Source organism: Parabacteroides sp. 20_3, from assembly GCF_964238835.1.
GTDB classification, from domain to species: domain Bacteria; phylum Bacteroidota; class Bacteroidia; order Bacteroidales; family Tannerellaceae; genus Parabacteroides; species Parabacteroides distasonis.
Genome location: NZ_CAXSNO010000009.1, coordinates 81,142 through 106,532, shown reverse-complemented (window position 1 = coordinate 106,532; position 25,391 = coordinate 81,142). Strand labels below are relative to the sequence as shown.

Below are 25,391 nucleotides of genomic sequence, written 5' to 3'. Positions count from 1 at the left end.
GTTATTCATAGCGGAACAAAAATAAGTATTTTTGTCTCCAATACAAACTAAATCAAAAGAATTGCACAGCATGTTGTTACAATTAGCTTTCGTTTTAATAGCCATTATTATAGGTGCCCGTATCGGTGGTATCGGATTAGGCGTGTTAGGAGGTCTCGGACTCGGTATACTCACCTTTGGATTCGGGCTCCAGCCCACTTCCCCTCCTATCGATGTCATGCTTATGATCGTTGCCGTAATAGCGGCAGCTAGTTGTATGCAAGCCGCTGGCGGACTTGATCTGATGGTTAAGTGGGCGGAGAAATTGCTTCGCAAGAATCCTCAACGAATCACGATATTAAGCCCGTTCGTCACCTATTTGTTTACCTTCATAGCCGGAACGGGGCATGTGGCTTATTCGGTCCTTCCGGTAATCGCCGAGGTCGCTACGGAAACGAAGATCCGTCCCGAACGTCCGATGGCGATCGCCGTGATCGCTTCCCAGCAGGCTATTACGGCCAGTCCGATATCGGCGGCTACGGTAGCCATGCTTAGTATGTTATCCGGATATCATATTTCCTTGATGAATATCCTTATGATATCAGTTCCTTGTACTTTATTGGGGGTATTGGCGGGAGCGATCTATTCTTTAAGGGTTGGTAAAGAATTGGATCAAGATCCGGAATACTTAAAGCGGGTAGCGAACCATGAGTTCAGCACGAAGCATTACGAGGCGAAAGGCGTTGAAAACCAAATGAAAGCGGCCTTATCGGTCTCTATATTTGTTCTCGCTACGATAGCGATCGTTATTTTTGGTTCTATGGAGTCCCTACGTCCGGTCTTTACCGTCGGCACGGAAAAGGTCTCGATGCAGATGTCACATATTATTGAGGTATTAATGTTGACAGCCTCCGCTTTCATCTTATTATTTACAAAAACAGATGGTATCAAGGCCGCACAGGGTTCCGTTTTTTCCGCAGGCATGCAAGCGGTGGTAGCGATCTTCGGTATCGCTTGGATGGGAGATACATTTATCGCCGGCAATATGACTGAATTAAAGGGATCTATCGAGCATATAGTTACACAGATGCCTTGGTTATTCGGATTGGCCCTTTTCGTAATGTCCATTTTATTATTTAGCCAAGCGGCTACCATTCGTGCGTTATTGCCGCTAGGGATCGCATTGGGAATCTCACCCTATATGTTGATCGCTTTATTCCCCGCCGTAAACGGTTATTTCTTCATCCCAAACTACCCGACAGTCGTAGCCGCCATCAACTTCGATCGTACAGGCACGACCCGCATCGGTAAATACATCTTGAACCATTCTTTCATGATGCCGGGATTGATAGCGACCGGGGTTTCTGTAGGATTGGGGTTACTATTCATTCAATTCATATAATAAGAAAGCAAAAATAGAGACGCAGCATACACGCTACGTCTCTACACCCCACACCATATATCATATTATATTACTTCAACAATTTTTCCTGAATCAACTGCTTTAACTCCAGTTTTCCCATCGTGCCGATCATCATCTCACGGGGGCCGTCTAGCGGGCAAAACATCAAAGTGGGAATCGTTCGGATATTAAAGGCTGTCTCGAGTGCCTCCTCTTGATCTACATCCACCTTATAAATATAAATCTTCCCATCAAATTCTTTGGCAAACTCATCCAATATAGGGCTTAAGCGTTTGCAATAACCGCACCAAGGAGCGTGAAAATCTATGAAGCAAGGACGACTTCCTATATATTTCCAATCTTTGGGATTCGCCTCAAAATCACCGACATTGGCGATAAAACCATCTTTCGTTAAATCGATCACTACCATACTTCTCTATATTTTGATTTATAATATAACAAAGATAAGTATGAATAGGTTGCGGTATTTTTTATACTTTCGCGGCATCGTTTTAACAACAGACAGAATGCTCACACTTGATAAAATTTATCAGGCATCATATGCCTTGAAGACAGTCATCAGACGCACTGATTTAATCAGCGCTCCCAATATCAATCCGGAATCCCATATTTTTCTAAAACCAGAGAACTTACAAGTAACCGGATCGTTTAAAGTGCGCGGCGCTTGTTTCAAGATCGCCCAGCTTACGGAAGAAGAGAAATCGCATGGCGTAGTGGCTTGCTCGGCGGGAAACCATGCCCAAGGTGTGGCATTAGCGGCTACCGCTCATGGTATCAAGTCCTTAATCTGCTTGCCCGATAACGCTCCTATCTCTAAAGTCGAGGCTACTAAATCTTATGGGGCAGATGTATGCCTTGTCGAAGGTGTTTACGATGACGCCTATAACAAGGCTTTACAATTGAAGGATGAGAAAGGATACACATTTATCCATCCGTTTGATGATGAGGATGTGATCGCCGGACAAGGGACCATCGGTTTGGAGTTATTGGAACAACTCCCGGAAGTAGAGGCCGTAATCATTCCGATCGGAGGGGGTGGGCTGATCTCCGGAGTCGCCTATGCCATCAAGAACTTGAACCCGAATATCAGAGTTTACGGAGTGCAAGCCAAAGGAGCGCCCAGCATGTTAAACTCTATCGAGCATGGGAAAATCGAACGCCTCGAAGGTGTACGTACCATAGCCGACGGTATCGCCGTAAAAGAACCGGGAATACATACTTTCGATCTTTGCCAGCAATATGTGGACGAGATCGTATCCGTGACAGACGATGAGATTTCCACCGCTATCCTCGCGTTGATCGAGCAACATAAATTAATCGCCGAAGGGGCGGGTGCCGTAGCCGTGGCCGCCGCCATGTTTAATAAAGTACCCATCAAAGGGAAAAAAGTAATCTGTTTGATTTCCGGCGGAAATATCGACGTGAATATCCTTTCCCGGGTAATCGGACGTGGTTTGCAGAAATCCGGCCGCTCTTGTTCCATGACGATCGAATTGGTAGACAAACCCGGACAACTACAGCACGTATCTGAAATCATTGCCTCTACCGGCGCTAACGTAGTATCCGTATATCACGAGCGTGTCAGCCATACGGCTGATATCAATGGCTGTTATCTGCGGTTGGAGATGGAAACAAGGAATCAACAGCAGATTAATGAGATCCGGCAATTACTCACCGTTTCGGGATATAAGATAGTGGAAGGATAAACAATTCGCCCCTAAGCATACAATTGATTGGCAAACCATTACTGTGCCACTACTTTCCATAGGCGTGGCACAGCCGTGCCATCCTAGTGGCACACTTGTGCCATCCTTATGGCATAGCTGTGCCATCACGGTGGCACAAGCGTGCCCTAAGAATGGCACAAGCTAAATATTAATATATTGTCTTAATGTATTCACATACTCCTCCATCGCCAAGCGTCCTTTGTCTGTGATCCGGCAAACCGTTCGGGGCTTCTTCCCGGCAAACCCCTTCTCGATCTCGATATAACCAGCTTCATTAAGTTTGTCCAATTGGACGCTGAGATTTCCTGCGGTAGCGCTCGTCTTCTCCTTGATATAGACAAACTCCGCCTCCTCCACCGATAGTAAAATGGACATCACCGCTAGCCGGAGTTGGGAATGCAATAAAGGATCTAATTCTTTAAACATTGTTTTTTAGCTTTATTATTAAGAATATGCCCGGGAATAATCATCATTACCACAAATGAAAGGCCAAAATACAAATACCATAAAACCGTGACAGGATCATGATTTATCAAACTCATCAGCATGTGGATAACTAAAACGAAAGCAACCACCGGAGAGTAAATCATCCATTTCTCCCGCAAGATAATACCATTTATAGATACCCCTAATCCACAATATAATAACGATAAAGGAAGCATCAATATAAAATTGACGGATTGCCCATAAAGCGCACAAAATACCGCGATCAAGACGAACGTCAGTCCAAACATACAGCCAAACACTTGCCATACCTTGGAGATCGTCTTGTCCGTATAAGTCACCACGGCCGGCTCACAACCTCTTTGCTTATATGAAATAACTGGTCCGACAGCAAACATGAGCATCCATCCCCAAGACCAAATATAATTTTGAGTACACAATATCAAGGAGGATATCACGACCGATAAGAGGACGGTAAAATATCCCCAATAAAGTAACACATTGCCACTCCCTACTTTCATGTTTCGCTTACTGGAGTTAATCATCTGAGTGATAATATCCAGACTTTCTTTTTCTGATAATTTTCTATCTTCCATAATTGTATTTATTTTATGTTATTTTTCATTCAGGCGACTCCGTTCGGAACCGGAACCTATCTCAATCTTACTCTTCCTTACTTTCTTTCCGCTATTGAAATTCCATGTCAACGCAACCTTAAAGACCCTTCCAGTAAGTCCGTTTTCATAACGGGATGATGTTCGATAAACATCCAACGTACTGGCGTACTCATTGGCTTGGTTAAAGATATTATCGACTGAAACTGCCAACAATAGCTTATCATTCAGGAGTTTCTTCCTCGCCATTACTCCAACCGTATGCCGGGGGGCGACCTCGCTATTACCGGAATATAGCCGGCTCGTTCCACTATACCGGGCCTCCACCGTAAAACCTGCCGGCAACGTAAAGGTCGCGATCGCATTGGCAAACCCTAAATAATGAGACGAGAAAGAAGACAATTCCGTCATCCGGATATCCTGCCGTACACCTATGAAATTCCCTGTCAAGTTACACCAAGTAAAGGGTTGATACGGCAAGCTGACCGCTACAAACCAATGGTTTTCCCGATCGTGATTTTCATACGTGATATAGGATACATCGGGATTCGCCACATCTTGTTTACAGAACTCCCGGATCAAGTCGTGGTGCAAGTTTCCTCCTACAGTCACCGTATAACGATAATTATAAACCAACGTTACACTGAAACGATTGATATAAGTAGGACGCAGATAGGGATTCCCGATCTGGTAGCTATAGTCCGAACTCTGTATACGATTCGGATTCAAGGTATAGAACGGAGGACGTTCGATATTACGAGCATATTGCCCGACCAGCATCCACCTCTTGATGGGATCGAACGCATAGGTCACGCCCAAGTTCGGAAAAAGATCCAGATAATCCCGACTAAAATCCTCACTTCTATCCGACGTCTTGGAATATTCCGCACGTACCCCCGCAGCAAACGACCAGTTCTTGATCTCCGCAAAGAAAGAGGCGTAAGCTCCTACTATATTTTCATTATATCTCAAGGTATATCCATATTCCTCATTTGGAATCCAGCTACCACTAGAGGTTAACCCCTCGTACAAGGAATGATCATCCATCAACATATAGGTATATTTAGCCCCGATTTTCAAAGACATCTTTTTACGCAAGTTCTTTTGGAAAGAAATATCGGTTGTCGCCATATCATAATCCGCCGCCGCATGACTCCGGTAAACCGTGTCATAGCTCCAACTAGACTGTTCATAACAGATCGTATGGAAATTATCCCCGGTCGATCGCTTACTTACGTAATCGGCTATGACCTTAAATACCGAGCCCCGATCATCCATTTCGCGTAAGTAATTGACCGTAGCGGAAAACGTGTTATAATCATCCTTCTGTCGATAATTCCCCGTACTCTTCATAGGATAAGAGTTCTTTACTAAATCCGTTTGACTCCAAGATGTTCCATCCGAAGCTTGATTGATATATTCGATCTCAGCTCCGACACTATTCAGCGAATCGATCTCGAAAATAGCCCCGACACGTCCATTCCCATATTTGGAATCCGTATCATACAAAGATTGAGACACAAACTTATTCCCCACCGTTCCGTATTCCCTGTTGGAGTTCATCTCTCCTTTATCCCGGGGAGTAAAAGTACCCGATACCGCTCCATTCAAGCTCCATTTCCCGACACGTGCATTTACGGACGCCGATGGAATATACCCTTGTAAAGATGGAGACAATGACGTACCTAAAGATACATATCCTTGCATACCGTTATCCGGACGTCGCCGCAATGAGATCTTGATCACTCCACCCTTAGTTGAGGCCTCATACTCAACTCCCGCGATCGGTATTACCTCAATCCTTTTTATATCCTCCGATTTCAAAGACCGCAAATAAGCCAGTAGTTCCTCTCCCGTTAAACGAATCTCACGATCATCCACAAACACCTTCGTTCCTTGCGCCCCGTTTATCGAGATAGTTTCATCCGAGAGCCAGACACCCGGTGCCTGTGACAATAATTCCGTACCATCCTTTCCGGCAGATGGCATGACCGACATGATAAAGCGGTCCGCCTTCCGCTCGATATTCTTCGCTTGAACAACGACTTCCCTCAGAACATGGTTCGATAGATCTAGAATCAAGGAATCCCGCCGTTTTATCGGCAAGATCAGCTCTTTCCGTAAAGGCTCGTATCCGAGGCATTGAACAACAAGCCTATACTTCCCAGCCTCCGCCTCCATGCTAAAATCGCCATCACTATTGGCCACGGTACCCTCTACCTGTTTTTCTCCCGATAAAAGCACAGCGGTCGCATATTCCACGGCATTTCCCTCCGCATCGGAAACATGGGCTTTATAAACCGTTTGTCCCGAGATCTTTTGGGCACTACTCCCGCCTATCGCCAAAATCCAGAGCCATAGTAGTAAAAACCGTACCATGGCTCTATTGATTTACCGGATAATACAGTTTTAATTTGAAAGTCGCTTCCTCATCCTTCACCTCGCAACTTTTCAACACATATCCTTCCGCAGGCCCTTTTCCTTCCAGCATATCCATTTGCCAATTCTCGTTCTCGTCATGGAATACGGACAGATCAAACTTTTCCCAATCCACGTTTTCCAGCCGGATCGTAACCTTTCCTTTCTCAGACTTCGCCATGCCATAAACAGGCTTGGTATCTTTTCCTGACTGAGCCATAACTAGGATATTCCCATGGTTACCACGTATATTTCCAATCTCTACAATAATAGTACGTGCCTCTATGCAACCACATACCAACATGAATAAAGATAATATGAATAAAACTCGTCTCATTTTAGTATCCTCCTCTTTATTATTATCACTGTTACTACAAACAAGTTTATTTTATAAACCTTCCATAGATAAAAAAATGCAAAGGAGCTGCGCATCACTCTTTGCACATCGCAAATATAGACAAGTTTATTTTATAAACCAAATAATATTATAAAATATTCCAATAAAAATTTGACTCTGCAAAATACAGCCAAAATCCCCCACTAACCCTCCTAGAAAACACGTACATGCTTTCAAAACAACTATTTTAAGTTTGAAACAAAGCAACTTTTTCGCTATATTGCACACATTTAGAATATATATGAACAGGACCAACATACAAATAACTAAAGATATGAACGAACGAATAATTGCTATACAAGCAGATATTACGACATTGGATGTAGACGCCATCGTAAATGCCGCAAACAATAGCTTATTGGGAGGTGGCGGCGTAGACGGTGCCATCCATTGGGCCGCCGGTCCGGAACTCCTTGACGAATGCCGGACTTTACAAGGATGCCCGACCGGAGAGGCGAAGATAACGAAAGGTTATCGATTGAAAGCCTGTCATGTCATACACACCGTCGGTCCCATCTACCGAAACGGACAACACGGAGAGCCGGAGCTACTGGAAAATTGTTATCGAAACTCCTTGCGATTGGCGAAAGAGAACAGACTGAGAACAATCGCTTTCCCATCAATAAGCACCGGCGTATATGGCTATCCTATCGAGGAGGCGGCACAGATAGCGATCCGCACGATCGATACCTTCCTAAAAGAGAATCCGGAAATCCAGCAAGTCACGATGTGCTGTTTCTCCGGATACGACAAATCGGTTTATACGAAAGCGCTGGAACAAATTACAACTCACGAGCCGTAATGTGGAAACACCCTTGCTTGCGTTCGTGCTTGATATAGCAACGATCCGCCCTGCGCAAATCACGAAGCACGGAGGCAAGCACCATTTTCAAGCGGTCCTTATCAATATTTAAGGTATCTTTCTCATCTATCTTAGTATAGCGTACCCATGATACATCGAACGTCGTTCCGTATTGGTGGGCAGAGTTGAGAGAAGAGTTCGTATTCCTTTTTCTCAATTTCTTGACATCGGCAACCGTACGGGTTACACTGGTTACCTTTATTTTATAAATGGAAGCATTCAAGTTTTTCAATGAGTCTTGGAAGTTTTTCCCGATATCCTCCAGCAGATTAGCGGCTTCCGGCACCAAATACGGAATAGAGTGCGTCAACTCCTCTACCTCGTAATAGTCATTCGTCTTGATCTCCACCATATCCCGGGAGGCGTGCTCCGCTCCTTCCCTCGAAGAGACAGGCTCTATGCCGATCTTCTTCGCAACGGACAAATGAACGTCATTCAAATCATTAAAATCACGATTATAGCTTCCATTGTACCAAATCTTCTTCAATTCACCTCTTTTCTCCTTACAAGAAGAAAAAGCCGTCGCCGACACGATCACGGCCAGCAACAACATCACATTAAACACAGTCTTCATCTTCATTACCTTCGTTTTGCCTGACAAACATACGGAAAAATCCGAAATTACCCCTTAACTCCAATTAGTTTTTCTCTAAATGGTAGACGGACGGCTGAAAGATGTGTTCCCGTGAAATAAAACTTCTCCCTTTGCATCAATGGATAAAGAATATTACTAATTTTGTAACTTGATTCGAATAATAAAAAATAGCACATCTTTTTGAAGCGTAATTTAATAAAAGGAATAGCGGATGATTGAAAGAATTTATATTCTTGAAAGCGTAGACCCGGTAATTTTCTACGGTGTGAATAACTCTAATATGCAATTGATCAAGACATTGTTTCCGAAATTGCGTATCGTTGCCCGTGGAAATGTGATGAAAGTGATTGGAGATGAGGATGAGTCCGAGCTTTTTCTCAAGAAAATCCGTGAGGTGGAAAAATACTGTGAGGAGTTTAACTCGCTCTCCGAAGACGTGATTCTGGATATTATAAAAGGGAAAGGTCCCACGGTCGTGAAGCAGGAGAACCTGATCATCCACGGCATGAATGGCAAGCCGATTACCGCACGTACCGAGAATCAACAGTTATTGGTAAAGGCTTTCGAGAACAACGATCTGGTTTTCGCCACAGGACCCGCCGGTTCGGGTAAAACATTCGTCGCTATCGCCTTAGCCGTAAAAGCATTAAAGAATAAGGAAGTACGGAAGATCATCTTAAGCCGTCCCGCCGTGGAAGCCGGAGAAAAACTGGGTTTCTTGCCGGGTGAGATGAAAGATAAGCTAGATCCCTATCTGCAACCGCTTTACGATGCCTTGCAGGATATGATACCGGCAGCCAAGCTGAAGGAATATATGGAGAATAACGTGATACAGATCGCCCCGCTAGCGTTTATGCGCGGTCGTACCTTGAACGACGCCGTCATTATATTGGACGAGGCGCAAAACACGACGACGCATCAAATCAAGATGTTCTTGACCCGCTTGGGTATGAACGCCAAGATGATCGTCACCGGAGATGTCACGCAGATAGACCTTCCGCCTTCTACCACGTCCGGATTGATACAGGCCATGCAAATATTGAAGGGCGTAAACGGGATCGGTAAGATCGAGTTCACCAAGAAAGATATTGTCCGGCATAAACTTGTCCAACGAATCGTAGAGGCTTATGATAAGTTCGATGATAAACGGAAGAAAGAGCTCAAAGAGGCAAAAGAGAAGAAAACGAATATAGACAACAACTAAAAGTAAGAGTCATGAAGAAGGCATTAGTTAAAACAGACTTCAATTTCCCGCGACAAAAGAGCGTATACCATGGGAAAGTACGCGACGTGTACAACATCAATGACGAGGTATTGGTAATGGTCGCTACAGACCGTATTTCCGCTTTCGATGTTATCTTGCCGGAAGGTATTCCTTACAAGGGACAAATGTTAAACCAGATCGCCGCCAAGTTCCTTGACGCTACGACTGATATTTGTCCGAACTGGAAAATGGCTACTCCGGACCCGATGGTAACGGTTGGCGTTCAATGCCAAGGTTTCCCGGTTGAGATGATCGTACGCGGTTATCTGTGCGGAAGCGCATGGCGTGCTTATAAGAGCGGTGTACGTGAGATCTGCGGCGTGAAACTACCGGAGGGTATGCGTGAGAACCAACGTTTCCCCGAACCCATCATCACCCCGACCACAAAGGCTGAGATCGGAGAGCATGATCAAGATATCTCTAAAGAGGAGATTCTCGCTAAAGGTTTGGTCTCTAAAGAGGACTACGAGGTTCTTGAGAAATATACGATGGCCTTGTTTAAACGCGGTACCGAGATCGCTAAGGAACGTGGCTTGATCTTGGTTGACACGAAATATGAGTTCGGTCATCGTGACGGCAAGATCTATTTGATCGACGAGATCCATACTCCGGATTCCTCCCGTTATTTCTACTCAGAAGGATACGAGGATCGTTTCGCCAAAGGGGAACCGCAGAAGCAACTTTCCAAGGAGTTCGTCCGCGAATGGTTGATGGAAAATGGCTTCCAAGGTAAATCCGGACAGAAAGTTCCTGAAATGACACCGGAGATCGTAGAAGGAATCAGCAACCGATATATCGAATTGTTCGAGCATATCACAGGGGAGACTTTCGTAAAAGGCGAGACTGATAACTTGCTGAACCGCATCGAGAAAAACGTTACTGAATATTTACAGAATAAATAAGATACCGCACATGACACAGTATGGTTCAGAGACAATACTTCCTTATAACAAAGAGGAACAAAAGGGCACGCAAGTCAAACGTATGTTCGACTCGATAGCCGAAACGTATGATCAACTCAACCATACTCTCTCATTTGGTATCGACAAGATATGGCGCAGGAAAGGGATCGCTTTCCTGCGTCCTTTCTCTCCTAAAACGATACTGGATATCGCTACCGGTACCGGAGACTTGGCTATCTCCATGTACAAAAAGCTGCGACCCGACCATATCGTCGGTGCCGACATCTCGTTAGGCATGATGGAAGTGGGACGGAAAAAAGTAGCTGCCGCCGGTTATTCGGAGCATATATCCTTCGAGCAACAGGACTGTACGGCCTTGACCTACGAGGAAAACTCGTTCGATGCCGTAACCGCCGCTTTCGGGGTTCGTAATTTTGAGAACATAGAGCAAGGTATCTCAGAGATGTACCGGGTGCTGAAACCCGGTGGGCATATCATGATCTTGGAACTTTCCACACCGGAACATTTTCCCATGAGACAACTCTACCAGATCTATTCAAAGACCGTCATCCCCTTTATCGGACGTCTACTCTCTAAAGAAAAAGTCGCGTATAATTATTTGCCGGCTTCCATCAAGGTAGTTCCTCAGGGAAAGGTCATGACGGATTTACTCACCCGCCAAGGCTTCAAGCAGGCCCGTGTACGGACCTTTACCTTCGGGATCTGTTCATTATATACAGGATCTAAAGAATAAACAATAAAAAGGTTATGCAGAAATATGGCTTACTGGGATATCCCCTCGGACATTCGTTTTCTAAAACGTATTTCAACCAGAAGTTTGAGGCGGAGAAGATCGACGCTGAGTACTTGAATTTCGAGATTCCCTCTATCAAGGAGATTAAGAACGTAATCAAAGAAAACCCTGAACTTAACGGTTTAAACGTGACCATTCCTTATAAGGAACAAGTAATCCCATATTTAGACGATTTGGATGACGATGCCCGTCAGATCGGAGCGGTAAATGTCATCAAGTTCACAAAAGGTCTTTTCGGCAAACTTAAACTGAAAGGATATAACTCGGATATTATCGGATTCAAGCAATCGATTGATCCTTTATTGAAAGAAACGCACCGGAAAGCGTTGATCCTTGGTACGGGAGGGGCGTCGAAGGCAGTCTTCCACGGACTGAAACAGCTAGGCGTTGGTGCCACGCTGGTTTCTCGCAAACCGAAAGAATTTTGTATCACGTACGATGAGATTACTCCGAAAACCATGGAGCAATATACGGTGATCGTAAACACGACTCCCTTAGGTATGTTCCCGAATATAGACTCATGTCCGGATATCCCGTACGATTTACTTACGCCGAATCATCTATTGTATGATTTACTTTACAATCCGGATGAGACCCTTTTCATGAAGAAAGGAAAAGAAAAAGGCGCCGTCGTGAAAAATGGTCTGGAAATGCTTCTATTACAGGCTTTCGCCGCTTGGGAGATCTGGCAGAAATAGATCGAACGATATCTTTCCAACCACATGATTTGATGAAGCTAGCTTCGTGAGCCAATGAAGTTAGCTTCGTTAGTCAATGAAGTTAACTTCACAAGCGTATGAAGTTAACTTACTTCAACCAAGTCAATACATAGTCCGGTGTAACTTGATATGCCAACTCATATTCCCGACATGCCTCGGTCCGGGTTTCTCGTCCCTTAAACGTCCCACTCGATAAATAAGGAAAAGGATTCACGTGAAGATGCTTTTGAAAGTCCACTCCTTCCTGCCCGATTATCTTGAACAAGGTTTCTTTGGCGCACCAATGGATTAATAGATGCTCGACCTCATGCTCCAGATCGATACCCGCCTCTTCCTCCGGATTCATAAAGCGACTTCGTATTTTCAAGATCCGGTCCGAACGATACTCGATATCGATCCCTGTCGGACGCTTATCCAAGATTACCGCCACATAATCTTTCGTATGAGATATACTTATATATAAAGGTACGCACGCGAGGAACGGGGCACCCGTAGAATGATAGTCAACCCTTACCTCCTCTCCTAAAAGCTCTTTTAAAAGCACCCGGCTGGCGAAACGTTCCTGCCTCCGCTTCTCTGCCGATACCCGCTCCAAAAAAGAAGAATAGTCCGCTTTATGCTCAAGCATCCCCAAAAGCTCATCAGAACTTTCTTCCATTTTCCAGACACCATGCAGCGGCGAGAGTTGTTTATATAGCAAGGCCATATTATTCTTTCCAACTAAAAGTTTGTATAAGTTCTATGATATCTTCCCGGATATATTGGATAGCGGGAGCTAATGAATCCGCATTGGGTTTACAGTCAAAATACAAGGCTCCCCGGAAGAAATTCGATACACTATCTGTCAACAGGAATTGTATGGGAGAAGCCGATTCTCCATCCAGAAGAAACAGCGAGCCATAAACGTTTGCGGCAGGGTTGGAATACGCTTTCTCCGATATCCGATTCTCCGACTTTATTTGGCGGGCGACGAAAGAGCGGCTTTCCATCTCCACCGTCACCAAGGACGCGGGAGTAATTGGCAAATAGCTGCAATAAAGCTTAGCCTCTAACTCCGGATACGAGATATTCAAGCCCGTAACACCCTTCTTTTGATCCGGCACCTCTATGACCGCAGTCTGAGAGACATCAAAATTAAAAGGCAGGTAACTGAGATCAAGCGGTTTATATTGTGCCTTCGAAGGTTCGATACGAACATAGCCCCGTGGCTTCGGCGTATATTCCACACACGAAATACAGCATATCCCTAAAAACAGAGAACCTCCTATGACAGCAGCTATCCATTTCATAAACATTTACTTCGTATCTTTCCCATTCTCATCATTCCCTGTACCTTCAGGGATACGGTTAAATTTAACCTTTAATATCCTCCTGTTATCCACTTCCAGCACTTGAAAACGATATTCCTTAAAATCTATAATCTCCCTACGGCGTGGAAAATCCCCTTTTATCTCCAACAAAAGACCGGCCAAAGTTTCCACTTCTTCCGTCAATTTACCAAAATCTGAGGGATCGGCATCGATAACCCGGAAGAAATCCGTCAATAATATCTTTGCCTCAAAGATCAAGCTACCGTCTGCTAAACGGATGAATTGTTGCTCATCCTCATCATACTCATCGGAGATCTCTCCGACAATTTCCTCTAGGATATCTTCCATCGTCACGATACCGGAGGTACCGCCAAACTCATCGACTACGATCGCCATATGAATTTTATTGGTACGGAACTCTTCCAGCAAATCATCGATCTTCTTGGTTTCCGGCACGAAATAGGCCGGTCGGATCAAGCTCTGCCAACGGAATGTATCGGGCTTGTCAATATAGGGCAATAAGTCCTTGATATATAAGATACCTTTTATATTATCCTCAGTCTCGGAATATACCGGAATACGCGAATAGCCGGATTTGATAATAAAATCAACCACCTCACGGAAACTGATCTTGATCTCGATATCTTCCATATCCAGACGAGGAGTCATGATCTCATCAGCGGTCTTATTATAAAACTTGATAATCTCCGCCAGCATCTCCTTCTCCTCCGGGATCTCGGTAGAGGTTAGCTCTAACGCTTTAGAAAGCTCATCTACAGAGATATCATATTTCTTTTTCGCTAACGCTTTATTGATGACCGATGTGGAATTAACCAAGATTTTCGAGAATGGGCGGCAGAAGCGTTCCAAACCACTTAATACGGAGGCTGAAAAACGAACAAAACGCAAAGAATTCTTCTGTGCGTAAATCTTAGGCATGATCTCCCCAAAAAGTAAAAGCAAGAAAGTCAGTAGAATCGTCTCAAGCACAAAGCCTAGAAGAGGAGCGGCCGAGAAATTAATCCAAGCGTTAATCGCATAGGTACACAACATAACGACCGCCACATTTACGAAATTATTAGCGATCAATATAGATGCCAATAGATACTCCGAACGTTCAAGGAGACGTTTGATAACAGGATCTGCCGGGCGATTCTCTTCCCCGATCTCATTTAGGTCGCCCGGGGTTAGAGAAAAGAATGCCACTTCAGAGGCCGACACGAAGCCGGAAACAAACAGCAGTAAAAAAGCGAGGCTTAATGCGATCACAGGACCCGCTGTCAGCGCCTGCACCGTTACGTTTTCAAATAAGCCCGATAAATAATAGTCCGAGTCCAAGGGAAACAGTATTAGTTAAACAATATCAGAACGGGAGATCATCCGCGTCACTGGATTCTGAGAATGCGCTAGGCTGCGAGGCGGCTGGCTGTTGATAAGCGGTATTTGGCGCCGTAGTCGGTTGAGCCGATTGTCCTTGCCCCACATTGGGCTGCATACTACCGCCTTGTGCAGTCGTATTTCCACCATCGGCCGGACGGGAACCCGTACTGTAAAACTCGATACGATCCGCATGGATCTCCGTAACATATCGTTTCACGCCGCTTTGGTCATCATAATTACGAGTACGAATCTTGCCTTCCACATATACACCGGAACCTTTACGTACCCATTTTTCCACGAAAGGAACCAAATCCCGACGAACTACGATATTATGCCACTCCGTACGTTCCGGAACCACCGTTCCATTTGCCAACGTATACCCACGTTCCGAGGTTGCCAGCGGGAAATTAGCGACAGCGGCACCACTGTCAAAATAGCGAACGTCAGGATCTTTGCCTACGTTGCCGATCAATATAACCTTATTCAATGACATAATTCAAATTCTTAATAACCATACAAAGAAACACAAATTCAATCATTCTCACAAGTTTCCGTTTAATTTCTCTAAATAAATATGTATCAGCCGGGGAACGGCATACTTCTCAATATCCCGGCAAGGCAAAGAGAGATAATTCCCCAAGGATTCCGGAACCAGCTCTATCTCTATTTGATAGAAAGAAGCGTATAAAATTTGATGGGAGAGCGTATGCTTTACATTCGATAACCCTTGGGTGATACTCAATTTTCCAGCATCTCCCAATAGGTTACGGAAGGCTTGCGTCTCACACAAACCGGAAAAATCCATCGCATGATCCGTCTCGATCAAAGGAAATTCATACAAGCCGGTCCAGATATCCTTCCCCGCCCGTCTGTTCATCCAAGTTTGTCCTTTATATATAATGTATAGATAGTGGAAATAACGATCCCTTGTCTTCGTCTTATTTTGTTTCACCGGATAAGCTTGCACATTGCCGGAAGCGAACGCCATGCATTTATCTTTTAGCGGGCACACCCCGCAGTCCGGGTTTTGAGGAACACATTGCAAAGCACCCAATTCCATGATCGCCTGATTATGCGTCCCTGCGTTCTTAGGGTCCAAGATCATTCCGGCCAGTTCCGCAAATTGCTTTTTACCCTTCGTGGTGTCGATCGGCGTATCTACGGCAAACAAACGGGAAAGTACCCGGTACACATTTCCATCCACGACCGGACACGGTTGGTTCCAAGCAAAGGAGACGATCGCCGCCGCCGTATACTCCCCGATACCTTTCAAGGATAATACCTCTTTATAATTCTCCGGGAAAACCCCGTTAAACCGCTCCATGATAGATTTAGCCGCCGCATGTAAGTTACGAGCCCGGCTATAATACCCCAAGCCCTGCCAATATTTCAGCACCTCATCCTCTTCCGCCGCCGCTAGAGATGCCACATCCGGGAAACGTTCGGTGAAACGCAAAAAATACTCCAATCCCTGTACAACCCGGGTTTGTTGCAATATAATCTCCGATATCCAGATGATATAAGGGTCTCTCGTTTCCCTCCAAGGAAGCTCTCTTTTATAGGTTTCATACCACTCAACCAATATCCGGCTGATTTCTAACTCACTTTCATACTGTAACATAACTGCTCCCTTTCTCTCTTTTCAACATCATAACTATTTGATTACCGCAAACATACATATATATTACGAATCGAGAAGAATCTTTTTATTTAAAAATTGAAGCTCAATTCTTTTTCCACTTAAATAAAAAGCTATATATTTGCATTCCAAAAAATTAATAGGTCAAAATCAATTAATTAATTTATAGACATGACTAAAGCAGATATTGTTAGCGAGATTTCAAAAAGCACTGGTATCGACAAACAGACAGTGCTAGCAAGCGTTGAGTCCTTCATGGATATCGTAAAAAGTTCTTTAGCCCAAGGCGAAAACGTTTACTTGAGAGGTTTCGGAAGTTTCGTTATTAAGAAGAGAGCTCAAAAGACAGCTCGTAATATTTCAAAAAATACTACGATCATCATCCCGGAACACAACATTCCGTCATTCAAGCCGGCTAAGACTTTTATTGGTGAAGTTAAGTAATTAATTATTATACGTTTAATTTAAAATTTTAAAGCGATGCCTAGCGGAAAGAAAAGAAAAAGACATAAAATGTCTACGCACAAGCGCAAAAAGAGACTGAAGAAGAATAGACATAAGAAGAAATAAGTCTATCTAACGAACTCTAAAGAACAAACTTAATAAGTGACCTTTTAAGTTTGTTCTTTGCGTATTTTATAAGGTCTGATCTTAAAAAACACATCTTAAGTGATTAGTGAATTAGTAGTTGATGTACAGCCCAAAGAGGTATCTATCGCCGTCTTGGAGGACAAGAGCCTTGTGGAGCTCCAAAAGGAGGCCCGCAACGTCTCGTTCGCCGTTGGTGATATCTATCTAGGTAAGGTTAAGAAACTGATGCCGGGCTTAAACGCTGCGTTCATTGATGTCGGTTACAAAAAGGATGCGTTTCTTCACTATTTGGACTTAGGTCCTAACTTCAACACCCAACAGAAATATTTAAAGCAATTGCTGAGCGATCCCAAAAAGGCGCCGGTACTGTCGAAAACTCAGATTCTACCGGAGATCGAAAAGAACGGGAGTATTAGCGACGTGCTGAAAGTAGGACAAGAGGTGTTGGTTCAAATTGCTAAAGAGCCTATCTCAACGAAAGGTCCCCGATTGACTTCCGAGCTTTCTTTTGCCGGAAGATATATCGTGCTGATACCGTTCGCCGATAAAGTATCTGTCTCCACCAAAATTAAATCAAGCGAGGAACGGGCTCGTTTGCGCCAGTTAATCCAAAGTATCAAACCGAAGAATTTCAGTGTTATCGTACGGACATCCTCGGAGGGCAAACGTGTCGCAGAGCTTGATCATGAACTAAAGACATTGGTGAAACGATGGGAAGATAATATCGTGAAGGTGCCTAAACTCAAAGCTCCGGCTATCGTTTATGAAGAAACGGCACGTACCGTAGCTTTACTTCGGGATATATTCAACCCCTCTTTCCAAAATATTTATGTAAATGACAAGGAGGTCTACAATAATGTCCGCGACTATGTAAGCTTGATCGCACCGGGACGGGAAGAAATCGTACAGTTATATACGGGAGAGCTTCCTATCTTTGACAACTTTGCGGTCACCAAGCAAATCAAGTCGCTATTCGGACGAACTGTCACTTACAAGAGTGGAGCTTACTTGATTATCGAGCACACGGAAGCTATGCACGTTATCGACGTGAACAGCGGGAACCGTTCCAAAGGCAGCGATGCTCAAGAGAAGACAGCTATCGACGTAAATATAGCCGCCGCCGATGAGATCGCCCGTCAGCTCCGCTTACGAGACATGGGAGGTATCATCGTTATAGACTTTATCGATATGGCAGAGGCTGCCAACCGGCAAAAGCTATTTGAACACATGACAAAGGCAATGGCAAATGACCGGGCTAAACACAACATCCTTCCTCTTAGTAAGTTTGGCTTGATGCAGATTACCCGTCAGCGGGTACGTCCGGCAATGGACGTGGATACGTCAGAAGACTGCCCATCCTGTTTCGGAACAGGAACGGTTAAGCCTTCCATCCTGTTTACCGACAGCCTGGAAGAAAAAATAGATTGCTTAGTAAACAAACATCACGTGAAGAAATTCACCCTGCATGTACATCCGTATGTCGCAGCGTATGTGAACAAGGGGTTGTTCCCCTTGAGCATGAAGTGGAAAATGAAGTACACACATGGTTTAAAAGTTATTCCCAATCAAAGTCTCGCCTTTCTTGAATACAAATTCTTTGATGCCGACAAGAATGAGCTTGACATGAAAGAAGAAAAGGAAATAATCAACAAATAACAAGAGAAGCCCCGGGCCTATTAAAGCGGTTCCGGGGCTTTCTGTATTCTGCCAAACCGTCAAAATGTCACGATTCATGACACGTATTATTTATTTTCAAACCCAAACTTCTTTGGCACGGCATTTGTTGAATACTATGTGAATCCTTTAAACAAGGAGGATGACGGACGATGAATAATAACAATTAAAATATTTACAATCATGGGAAAGATTATTGGAATCGACTTAGGAACAACCAACTCTTGTGTTGCCGTATTGGAAGGTAACGAACCGGTTGTTATCGCGAACAGCGAAGGTAAAAGAACAACACCTTCAATCGTAGCTTTCGTAGAAGGCGGCGAGCGTAAGGTAGGTGATCCCGCAAAACGTCAGGCTATCACCAATCCTGAAAAGACTATATTCTCTATCAAACGTTTCATGGGTGAAACTTATGACCAAGTACAAAAGGAAATCAATCGCGTTCCTTATAAAGTAGTGCGTGGTGATAACAACACTCCTCGTGTAGATATCGAAGGACGTTTGTATACTCCGCAGGAAATCTCAGCGATGATCCTGCAGAAAATGAAAAAGACAGCTGAGGATTATTTGGGACAGGAAGTAACGGAAGCCGTTATCACAGTACCTGCTTACTTTAGTGACGCTCAACGTCAGGCTACGAAAGAGGCTGGTGAGATCGCAGGTTTAACCGTACGCCGTATCGTAAACGAACCGACTGCCGCTTCTTTAGCTTATGGTTTGGATAAGACGAACAAAGACATGAAGATCGCCGTATTCGACTTAGGTGGTGGTACATTCGATATCTCCATCCTTGAGTTAGGTGACGGCGTATTCGAGGTAAAATCAACAAACGGTGATACTCACCTAGGTGGTGATGACTTCGACCACGTAATCATCGACTGGTTGGCTGAAGAATTCGAACGAGAGGAAGGCGTAGACTTACGTAAAGACCCGATGGCTTTACAACGTTTAAAAGAAGCTGCCGAGAAAGCGAAGATCGAGTTGTCAAGTACGACTAGCACGGAGATCAACTTGCCGTATATCATGCCGGTAAACGGTATTCCAAAGCACTTGGTTAAGACTTTGACTCGTGCTAAATTCGAACAATTGGCTGACGGTCTGATCCAAGCATGTATCGAACCGTGCCGTCAATCCTTGAAAGACGCAGGTTTATCAACTTCTGATATCGACGAAGTGATCTTGGTAGGTGGTTCTACTCGTATCCCGGCCGTACAGGCTATCGTTGAGAAATTCTTCGGTAAAGCTCCGTCTAAGGGCGTTAACCCGGATGAAGTAGTAGCCGTAGGTGCAGCGATCCAAGGTGGTGTATTGACAGGTGAGGTTAAGGACGTATTGTTGTTGGATGTTACTCCGCTGTCTTTAGGTATTGAGACAATGGGTGGTGTAATGACTAAATTGATCGAGTCTAACACGACCATCCCGACCAAGAAGTCCGAGACATTTACGACTGCTGTAGACAACCAGCCTTCTGTTGAGATCCACATCTTGCAAGGAGAGCGTTCTTTGGCTAAAGACAACAAGTCTATCGGCCGTTTCCACCTAGATGGAATACCTGCCGCACAACGTGGTGTCCCTCAGATCGAGGTTACATTCGATATCGACGCCAATGGTATCTTGAACGTATCCGCCAAGGATAAAGGAACCGGTAAAGTACAAAGTATCCGTATCGAGGCTTCCAGCGGTTTGAGCGATGATGAGGTTAAGCGTATGAAAGAAGAGGCTGCCGCAAACGCAGAGGCCGATAAGAAAGAGAAAGAGCGTATCGATAAATTGAATCAAGCGGATAGCATGATCTTCCAGACCGAGAAACAATTGAAAGATCTTGGCGACAAGCTTCCGGCAGACAAGAAAGCTCCGATCGAAGGTGCCTTGAACAAATTGAAAGAAGCTCATAAGGCTCAGGATATCGCAGGTATCGATGCTGCTATGGCAGAATTGAACAGCGTATTCCAAGCAGCTAGCCAAGAAATGTACAACGCTCAAGGTGGCGGCGCTCAAGGCGGCCCGCAAGCAGATCCTAACTTCGGTGGTCAACAAGCTGGCGGTAACGCAGGTAGCAGCAACAACAGCAAAGACGGTAACGTTACGGACGTTGACTTTGAGGAAGTAAAATAAAAAGAAGCGGTTTTAATCGCTCCTTTACTCCACATAAGATAGAAAAACGGCTATCGGGTCCTTCGGGATCTGATAGCCATTTTTTATTTTAGCCCTATATATTCAATAAAAAAGCCATTGATATCCAATAATTATTAATAAGTTTGCACTCGCATAAAAACACTCATTTTAAATTACGATTAAGGGCAACGTACTAATTTTCGACTTATGCTAGCGAGATCTATACAGAAATATTACATATTTGTTCTACTTTTTCTGCTAGCCATTCTACAGTCCTCTTGTCAACAGTCGGGAAATAAATATCGTATATTAGTAGTACATTCCTATGAAAGCGATTATGTAGCTTATAAAGACTGCGATCGGTTGATCCGGGAATCCCTCGAGAAAAAGGGGATTAATCCGTCGATCCAAACATTCTATTTGAACTGCGAGCAATATGCGGCACCCGCCGAAGAAAAACGGATGTACCTGTATCTAGATTCGATCTCTACTTGGAAACCCGATCTGATTTTGGTCTACGAGGATCAAGCGACTTACACGTTAATGCAATGCCATCATCCGCTAATCTCTACAGTCCCCATTGTATTTGGCGGCGTAAATTTCCCCAATAAGGCACTATTAGCGCAATATTCGAATGTTTCCGGATTCTGGGACGAGCCCGACTACGTCACGAACATCCGCTTGATAGAACATCTGTTGGGCAAGTCTACGATTTATATGTTGCACGATAGTACGTATATAGATAGGCACATTAAGGCTACGTTACATGAGCAATGTGCTCAAGCAGACATTCGGGTCGATAATAATCGCATCATGTATATACCGGTAGAGATCGCTACTTTGGACAGGGTCAATCAAAGCTTAAAACGACCGGATAGTACGACCGTCAACGTCGTGCCCGTGCAAGGAGACAAGCTATCAGCTGTTTCTTGGTACATGAGTAAACACGTCCCTTACATCTACTATCTACAGGCCAAACGGGATTACCGGGTATTGAACACCAGCCGTTTTTCCAGTAAACCCTCTTTTACGGCGATCAACGAGGATCTAGGATATACGAATAAACTTGTAGGTGGCTATATCACCTCCTTGGAAACCCAAATAGAAGAATCTACCGATAGAGCCGCGGAAATATTAAAAGGCTCCCCTAGCGAATCATTCCCACAGATAACAAAGAGCAAGAAGAATTATGTATTTGATTTCAATGAAGTCAAATATTGGAATATCGATAAAAGGCTTCTTCCGAAGGATGCTATACTTTTGAACTTTCCTTTTAAGGACCAATATCCAAGATTATTCTGGAGCTTGATAATCGTAGTCAGCACGATGTGCTGCTTTGTCTTCGGTAGCTTCATCATCATGTATACCCAAGAATCCAAGGCAAAACGACAAGCGCAAAAAGCCCTATTACATGAAAAGGAATCATTAGCGGAAGCCTTGGAGAAAGCCAATGAGTCCGACCGGATGAAATCCGTATTCTTGGCTAACATGAGTCATGAGATACGTACCCCTCTAAATGCGATCATCGGCTTTTCAAGCCTAATCGCCGAACTGGATCTGACAGCGGAAGAGAAGGAGCAATACGCTAATATCATCACGACCAATAACGAGTTATTACTAAAGTTAGTCAATGACATATTGGATTTGGCAAGGATTGAATCCGGAGGTATCGTCTTTCATAAGGAATCCTGCAATTTAACGGATTTAGTGAAAACCCTTTATAAACAACATCTTTCCGATGTCCCCGAAGGTATCGAATTCAAGGAGAAATGCCCCGATACGCCGATCTGCTTATATTCGGATAAGGAGCGACTTTACCAAGCGCTCGAGAACATACTGAAAAATGCTATAAAATTTACTTCCGCAGGCTTTATAGAGATCGGTTACGAGTATTCCACCAATGCACAAGACGTCCGACTTTATGTGCAGGATACAGGCATCGGGATCTCTCCCGAGGACCAAGAAGCGATATTCGAGCGTTTCAAGAAGCTGGATGATTTCGTGCAAGGGACAGGTCTTGGATTATCGATCTGCCAAGCTATCGTAAAACAATTAAACGGGCGTATCTTGCTCAAGTCCGAAAAGAATAAGGGGTGCCGCATCTCCTTGGTTTTCGAATTATAAACCAACCTCAGAAGCCAAGAAAAATAGACATTTGTCTCTTTGATATCCAATTACTTTTTATACATTTGTACCTATTATATTGAAGCTATACACATGGCGAACACTTCTTATCGTTATCTTTTTTTATTGTTGCTTCCATTATTTCTATTGGTCGCAAATTCTTGCGAACGCTCAACCACGGAAAAGCGTATCTTGATAGTCCAATCTTATGAGCCGGACTTTCAAGCCTATAAAGATATAGAAGAGGCTTTTAAAAAAGGATTCCAGAAGGAAGGCATTCATGCCAGTATCTTCACGTTCTATCTTAATTGCGAAGCTTATCAATCGCCAGAAGAGAAACAAAGAATATATACGGAACTCAATACGTTATCTTTATGGAAGCCTGATATCATAATCGTAAACGATGATCAAGCGACCTATTCCTTATTGGCTTGCGAACATCCTTTATTAGATAGCGTACCTATCGTTTTTACCGGAGTCAACTACCCTAACATACCCTTAATTCAAAAGTATCCTAACGTATCCGGATTTTGGGATAAGCCGGACTATCGGAAAAACGTCGAACTTATTGAGCGAATCATGGGAAAATGCGTGATTGTACGTGTCTCTGATAGTACAGCTCTTGACAAAAAGATCCTGAAAGATATGGATGAGCAAATAAAAGGGCTATGCTCCAAGGCTAGACCCGATTACCTTAAATATCCCCAGTATTCATCCCCATCCGATAAAAAGAGATCCTCTTCTTTAGTGCGGTTCCCAAAAGTACCGTTCGATTCCCTCTATATACAAACCATTCAACCCCGTACCAGTTCCAACTTGATCTGGGGGTTAGGTACAAGTACTTACAACAAGGCCTACCTTGCTACCAAAAGAGATTATACCTCGATAGCCTTAGGTAGGTTCTGCTCATTTCCCAGCTTCTCGGCGATCAACGAATCCGTAGGATATGACGGAGACTTCATAGGGGATATATGACCCCGGTAGAGAGTCAAACCCAAGAAGCCTTACGACGAGCTGCCAGCATACTCAAAGGCACACCGGCCAATAGCTTCCCACAAATAACGGAAAGCGCCAAAAACTATCTGTTCGATTACCCGACTTTAAATAAATGGGGGATCGATTGGAAAGAACTGCCTCAAAACAGCATCTTCTTGAACATGCCCTTTGTGGTTCGTTATCAAACATATATTATTCTATGCGGGATTCTTCTAACCCTATTTATCCTATGGACGCTTTTCTATCAAAGAGTACAATACCGTCGCGAAGCCTCTCACAAGAAACAGGCTCAAGAAAGTTTACGGAAAGAGAAAGAATTCCTCTCGTTGGCTTTAGAGAGCGGTGATATTTTCGCATTCCGATACAGCAACGGCGTATTCGAGTTCGACCATGATTTCTATAAGTCGTTGGATATGCCGATAAAGCCGATCACCTCCACGCAATTCCAAGAGTCTATCCACCCGGAAGACCGGGAAGATTTCATCCAACATAAACACCTGCTTGATACAGGATTCCCTTCCCGTAAGATCACCCGCCGCCGATATAATTTCAACGGCAAAGGGCATATATGGTGGGAATTCAGATATGCGCAAGCGAAGAATGGACAAGACTCCACCCGCAATAATGTCGGAGTAAACGGGCTCTGCTTAAATATCCAACAAAGTAAGGAAGTAGAGGAAGATCTTATCAAAGCCCGTATAAGGGCCGAGGAAGCGGACCAAATGAAATCAGCGTTCCTCGCCAATATGAGCCATGAGATACGTACCCCGCTTAACGCCATCGTTGGATTTTCGGAACTGCTAACAAGCGATATGGAAATAAGCCCGAACGAGAGGGATGAGTTCATGCAAGTTATCAGTAAGAACAGCGACCTCTTATTGAAATTGATCAATGACATTCTCGATCTATCCCGCATCGAGTCCGGTAAGATGTCGTTTACCCTCACGAATTGTGACTTAAACGAATTACTATCCCATATCTACCGCACCCATCAATTGTTGATGCCCCAAGGCGTAGCGCTTAAAATACAACTGCCGGTCCTCCCGGCCATTATCCAAGCGGACCTACATCGATTAACCCAAGTGATTACCAACCTCATAAACAACGCCGCAAAATTCACGACGCAAGGATACATCTTGATTAAATACGATTATACGCAAGATAAACGTTGGATCCAGATCTCCGTTACCGATACGGGCAAAGGCATTCCCGCAGATAAGCAAGCCCAAGTATTCGAACGGTTCAACAAACTGGACGAGTTTGCGCAAGGGACAGGCCTCGGACTGGCGATCTGCCAAATTATCATCGAACACTTCGGAGGATATATCACCCTAGAATCCAAAGAAGGGGAAGGTAGCACATTCATCGTGACCCTCCCCTACACTCCCGGATTATCGGTATAAG

Annotated in this window: 22 protein-coding genes and 1 pseudogene; 12 read left to right on the top strand and 11 right to left on the bottom strand. The window is 44.2% G+C overall.

Features of this window, described 5'->3' with window-relative positions; translation table 11 throughout:
* Window positions 1–70: 70 nt before the first annotated feature.
* Complete coding sequence (locus tag ACESPU_RS17720) at window positions 71–1,381, top strand: anaerobic C4-dicarboxylate transporter family protein (protein WP_008773446.1); 1,311 nt, start codon at window positions 71–73, stop codon at window positions 1,379–1,381.
* A gap of 70 nt (window positions 1,382–1,451) precedes the next feature.
* Here the strand turns inward: ACESPU_RS17720 and ACESPU_RS17715 are convergent, their stop codons facing one another.
* Window positions 1,452–1,811 (bottom strand): co-chaperone YbbN, encoded by a 360-nt coding sequence (locus tag ACESPU_RS17715; protein ID WP_158532289.1) that lies wholly within the window; start codon window positions 1,809–1,811, stop codon window positions 1,452–1,454.
* Between the two features lie 97 nt (window positions 1,812–1,908).
* On the opposite strand from ACESPU_RS17715, the gene ilvA reads away from it, so the two are divergent.
* A complete protein-coding gene (ilvA, locus tag ACESPU_RS17710; RefSeq protein WP_008773447.1) occupies window positions 1,909–3,108 on the top strand; it encodes a threonine ammonia-lyase in 1,200 nt (399 codons plus the stop codon).
* A 162-nt stretch (window positions 3,109–3,270) separates the two neighbouring features.
* Here ilvA and ACESPU_RS17705 read toward each other — a convergent pair whose 3' ends face one another.
* Genes ACESPU_RS17705 through ACESPU_RS17690 form a run of 4 tightly spaced genes read right to left on the bottom strand, consistent with a single transcriptional unit; the run spans window position 3,271 to window position 6,942 of the window.
* Window positions 3,271–3,555, bottom strand: coding sequence for a transcriptional regulator (locus tag ACESPU_RS17705; RefSeq protein ID WP_005864739.1), 285 nt, complete (start codon window positions 3,553–3,555; stop codon window positions 3,271–3,273).
* Entirely contained in the window at window positions 3,540–4,169 is a 630-nt protein-coding gene (locus ACESPU_RS17700) for a hypothetical protein (protein ID WP_005864737.1), read from the bottom strand. The genes ACESPU_RS17705 and ACESPU_RS17700 overlap by 16 nt, the downstream gene beginning before the upstream one ends.
* 18 nt (window positions 4,170–4,187) lie before the next feature.
* Window positions 4,188–6,566, bottom strand: coding sequence for an outer membrane beta-barrel protein (locus ACESPU_RS17695; RefSeq protein WP_373133577.1), 2,379 nt, complete (start codon window positions 6,564–6,566; stop codon window positions 4,188–4,190).
* 4 nt (window positions 6,567–6,570) lie between these two features.
* Window positions 6,571–6,942 (bottom strand): DUF2141 domain-containing protein, encoded by a 372-nt coding sequence (locus ACESPU_RS17690; RefSeq protein ID WP_008773449.1) that lies wholly within the window; start codon window positions 6,940–6,942, stop codon window positions 6,571–6,573.
* 334 nt (window positions 6,943–7,276) lie between these two features.
* On the opposite strand from ACESPU_RS17690, the gene ACESPU_RS17685 reads away from it, so the two are divergent.
* Window positions 7,277–7,804 (top strand): O-acetyl-ADP-ribose deacetylase, encoded by a 528-nt coding sequence (locus ACESPU_RS17685; RefSeq protein WP_158532287.1) that lies wholly within the window; start codon window positions 7,277–7,279, stop codon window positions 7,802–7,804.
* On the opposite strand, the gene ACESPU_RS17680 is transcribed toward ACESPU_RS17685, so the two are convergent.
* A complete protein-coding gene (locus tag ACESPU_RS17680) occupies window positions 7,785–8,444 on the bottom strand; it encodes a DUF5715 family protein (protein WP_005864729.1) in 660 nt (219 codons plus the stop codon). The two genes, ACESPU_RS17685 and ACESPU_RS17680, sit on opposite strands and share 20 nt — an antisense overlap.
* Before the next feature lie 226 nt (window positions 8,445–8,670).
* On the opposite strand from ACESPU_RS17680, the gene ACESPU_RS17675 reads away from it, so the two are divergent.
* The 4 genes from ACESPU_RS17675 to ACESPU_RS17660 are packed head-to-tail and all read left to right on the top strand — an operon-like array spanning window position 8,671 to window position 12,137.
* Window positions 8,671–9,663, top strand: a complete 993-nt coding sequence (locus ACESPU_RS17675) for a PhoH family protein (protein WP_347144093.1) — start codon at window positions 8,671–8,673, stop codon at window positions 9,661–9,663.
* A gap of 11 nt (window positions 9,664–9,674) precedes the next feature.
* Entirely contained in the window at window positions 9,675–10,625 is a 951-nt protein-coding gene (locus ACESPU_RS17670) for a phosphoribosylaminoimidazolesuccinocarboxamide synthase (protein WP_005864727.1), read from the top strand.
* A gap of 10 nt (window positions 10,626–10,635) precedes the next feature.
* Window positions 10,636–11,379, top strand: a complete 744-nt coding sequence (gene ubiE / locus ACESPU_RS17665) for a bifunctional demethylmenaquinone methyltransferase/2-methoxy-6-polyprenyl-1,4-benzoquinol methylase UbiE (protein ID WP_005864725.1) — start codon at window positions 10,636–10,638, stop codon at window positions 11,377–11,379.
* A gap of 14 nt (window positions 11,380–11,393) precedes the next feature.
* A complete protein-coding gene (locus ACESPU_RS17660; RefSeq protein ID WP_005854619.1) occupies window positions 11,394–12,137 on the top strand; it encodes a shikimate dehydrogenase in 744 nt (247 codons plus the stop codon).
* 109 nt (window positions 12,138–12,246) lie between these two features.
* Here the strand turns inward: ACESPU_RS17660 and ACESPU_RS17655 are convergent, their stop codons facing one another.
* The 5 genes from ACESPU_RS17655 to mutY are packed head-to-tail and all read right to left on the bottom strand — an operon-like array spanning window position 12,247 to window position 16,469.
* Window positions 12,247–12,864 (bottom strand): 4'-phosphopantetheinyl transferase superfamily protein, encoded by a 618-nt coding sequence (locus ACESPU_RS17655; RefSeq protein ID WP_005864721.1) that lies wholly within the window; start codon window positions 12,862–12,864, stop codon window positions 12,247–12,249.
* A 1-nt stretch (window position 12,865) separates the two neighbouring features.
* Window positions 12,866–13,447 carry a gliding motility protein GldD gene (locus tag ACESPU_RS17650; RefSeq protein WP_158532286.1) on the bottom strand — a complete coding sequence of 194 codons (582 nt, stop codon included), beginning with the start codon at window positions 13,445–13,447 and terminating at the stop codon, window positions 12,866–12,868.
* Between the two features lie 6 nt (window positions 13,448–13,453).
* Window positions 13,454–14,806: a gliding motility-associated protein GldE gene (gldE, locus tag ACESPU_RS17645; protein WP_008773452.1), complete on the bottom strand. Its 1,353-nt coding sequence runs from the start codon at window positions 14,804–14,806 to the stop codon at window positions 13,454–13,456.
* 25 nt (window positions 14,807–14,831) lie between these two features.
* On the bottom strand, window positions 14,832–15,341 hold the full coding sequence (locus ACESPU_RS17640; protein ID WP_005864715.1) for a single-stranded DNA-binding protein: 510 nt from the start codon (window positions 15,339–15,341) through the stop codon (window positions 14,832–14,834).
* A gap of 48 nt (window positions 15,342–15,389) precedes the next feature.
* Entirely contained in the window at window positions 15,390–16,469 is a 1,080-nt protein-coding gene (gene mutY / locus ACESPU_RS17635) for an A/G-specific adenine glycosylase (RefSeq protein ID WP_005864713.1), read from the bottom strand.
* A gap of 189 nt (window positions 16,470–16,658) precedes the next feature.
* On the opposite strand from mutY, the gene ACESPU_RS17630 reads away from it, so the two are divergent.
* From ACESPU_RS17630 to ACESPU_RS17610, 5 genes and pseudogenes are all read left to right on the top strand, one after another.
* Window positions 16,659–16,931: an HU family DNA-binding protein gene (locus tag ACESPU_RS17630; RefSeq protein WP_005854607.1), complete on the top strand. Its 273-nt coding sequence runs from the start codon at window positions 16,659–16,661 to the stop codon at window positions 16,929–16,931.
* Between the two features lie 225 nt (window positions 16,932–17,156).
* Window positions 17,157–18,734 (top strand): Rne/Rng family ribonuclease, encoded by a 1,578-nt coding sequence (locus tag ACESPU_RS17625; RefSeq protein ID WP_005864710.1) that lies wholly within the window; start codon window positions 17,157–17,159, stop codon window positions 18,732–18,734.
* A gap of 201 nt (window positions 18,735–18,935) precedes the next feature.
* Window positions 18,936–20,867 (top strand): molecular chaperone DnaK, encoded by a 1,932-nt coding sequence (gene dnaK, locus ACESPU_RS17620; protein ID WP_005864708.1) that lies wholly within the window; start codon window positions 18,936–18,938, stop codon window positions 20,865–20,867.
* A 207-nt stretch (window positions 20,868–21,074) separates the two neighbouring features.
* Entirely contained in the window at window positions 21,075–22,991 is a 1,917-nt protein-coding gene (locus ACESPU_RS17615; RefSeq protein WP_087343273.1) for an ATP-binding protein, read from the top strand.
* A 93-nt stretch (window positions 22,992–23,084) separates the two neighbouring features.
* Window positions 23,085–25,390 (top strand): annotated as a pseudogene (locus tag ACESPU_RS17610) (ATP-binding protein).
* Window position 25,391: the final 1 nt, after the last annotated feature.

Excerpts from the sequence above, each read along its gene's own strand:
- ACESPU_RS17720 (WP_008773446.1), top strand. The coding sequence starts at position 71 with ATGTTGTTACAATTAGCTTTCGTTTTAATAGCCATTATTATAGGTGCC.
- ACESPU_RS17715 (WP_158532289.1), bottom strand. The coding sequence starts at position 1,811 with ATGGTAGTGATCGATTTAACGAAAGATGGTTTTATCGCCAATGTCGGT.
- ilvA (WP_008773447.1), top strand. The coding sequence starts at position 1,909 with ATGCTCACACTTGATAAAATTTATCAGGCATCATATGCCTTGAAGACA.
- ACESPU_RS17705 (WP_005864739.1), bottom strand. The coding sequence starts at position 3,555 with ATGTTTAAAGAATTAGATCCTTTATTGCATTCCCAACTCCGGCTAGCG.
- ACESPU_RS17700 (WP_005864737.1), bottom strand. The coding sequence starts at position 4,169 with ATGGAAGATAGAAAATTATCAGAAAAAGAAAGTCTGGATATTATCACT.
- ACESPU_RS17695 (WP_373133577.1), bottom strand. The coding sequence starts at position 6,566 with ATGGTACGGTTTTTACTACTATGGCTCTGGATTTTGGCGATAGGCGGG.
- ACESPU_RS17690 (WP_008773449.1), bottom strand. The coding sequence starts at position 6,942 with ATGAGACGAGTTTTATTCATATTATCTTTATTCATGTTGGTATGTGGT.
- ACESPU_RS17685 (WP_158532287.1), top strand. The coding sequence starts at position 7,277 with ATGAACGAACGAATAATTGCTATACAAGCAGATATTACGACATTGGAT.
- ACESPU_RS17680 (WP_005864729.1), bottom strand. The coding sequence starts at position 8,444 with ATGAAGATGAAGACTGTGTTTAATGTGATGTTGTTGCTGGCCGTGATC.
- ACESPU_RS17675 (WP_347144093.1), top strand. The coding sequence starts at position 8,671 with ATGATTGAAAGAATTTATATTCTTGAAAGCGTAGACCCGGTAATTTTC.
- ACESPU_RS17670 (WP_005864727.1), top strand. The coding sequence starts at position 9,675 with ATGAAGAAGGCATTAGTTAAAACAGACTTCAATTTCCCGCGACAAAAG.
- ubiE (WP_005864725.1), top strand. The coding sequence starts at position 10,636 with ATGACACAGTATGGTTCAGAGACAATACTTCCTTATAACAAAGAGGAA.
- ACESPU_RS17660 (WP_005854619.1), top strand. The coding sequence starts at position 11,394 with ATGCAGAAATATGGCTTACTGGGATATCCCCTCGGACATTCGTTTTCT.
- ACESPU_RS17655 (WP_005864721.1), bottom strand. The coding sequence starts at position 12,864 with ATGGCCTTGCTATATAAACAACTCTCGCCGCTGCATGGTGTCTGGAAA.
- ACESPU_RS17650 (WP_158532286.1), bottom strand. The coding sequence starts at position 13,447 with ATGAAATGGATAGCTGCTGTCATAGGAGGTTCTCTGTTTTTAGGGATA.
- ACESPU_RS17640 (WP_005864715.1), bottom strand. The coding sequence starts at position 15,341 with ATGTCATTGAATAAGGTTATATTGATCGGCAACGTAGGCAAAGATCCT.
- mutY (WP_005864713.1), bottom strand. The coding sequence starts at position 16,469 with ATGTTACAGTATGAAAGTGAGTTAGAAATCAGCCGGATATTGGTTGAG.
- ACESPU_RS17630 (WP_005854607.1), top strand. The coding sequence starts at position 16,659 with ATGACTAAAGCAGATATTGTTAGCGAGATTTCAAAAAGCACTGGTATC.
- dnaK (WP_005864708.1), top strand. The coding sequence starts at position 18,936 with ATGGGAAAGATTATTGGAATCGACTTAGGAACAACCAACTCTTGTGTT.
- ACESPU_RS17615 (WP_087343273.1), top strand. The coding sequence starts at position 21,075 with ATGCTAGCGAGATCTATACAGAAATATTACATATTTGTTCTACTTTTT.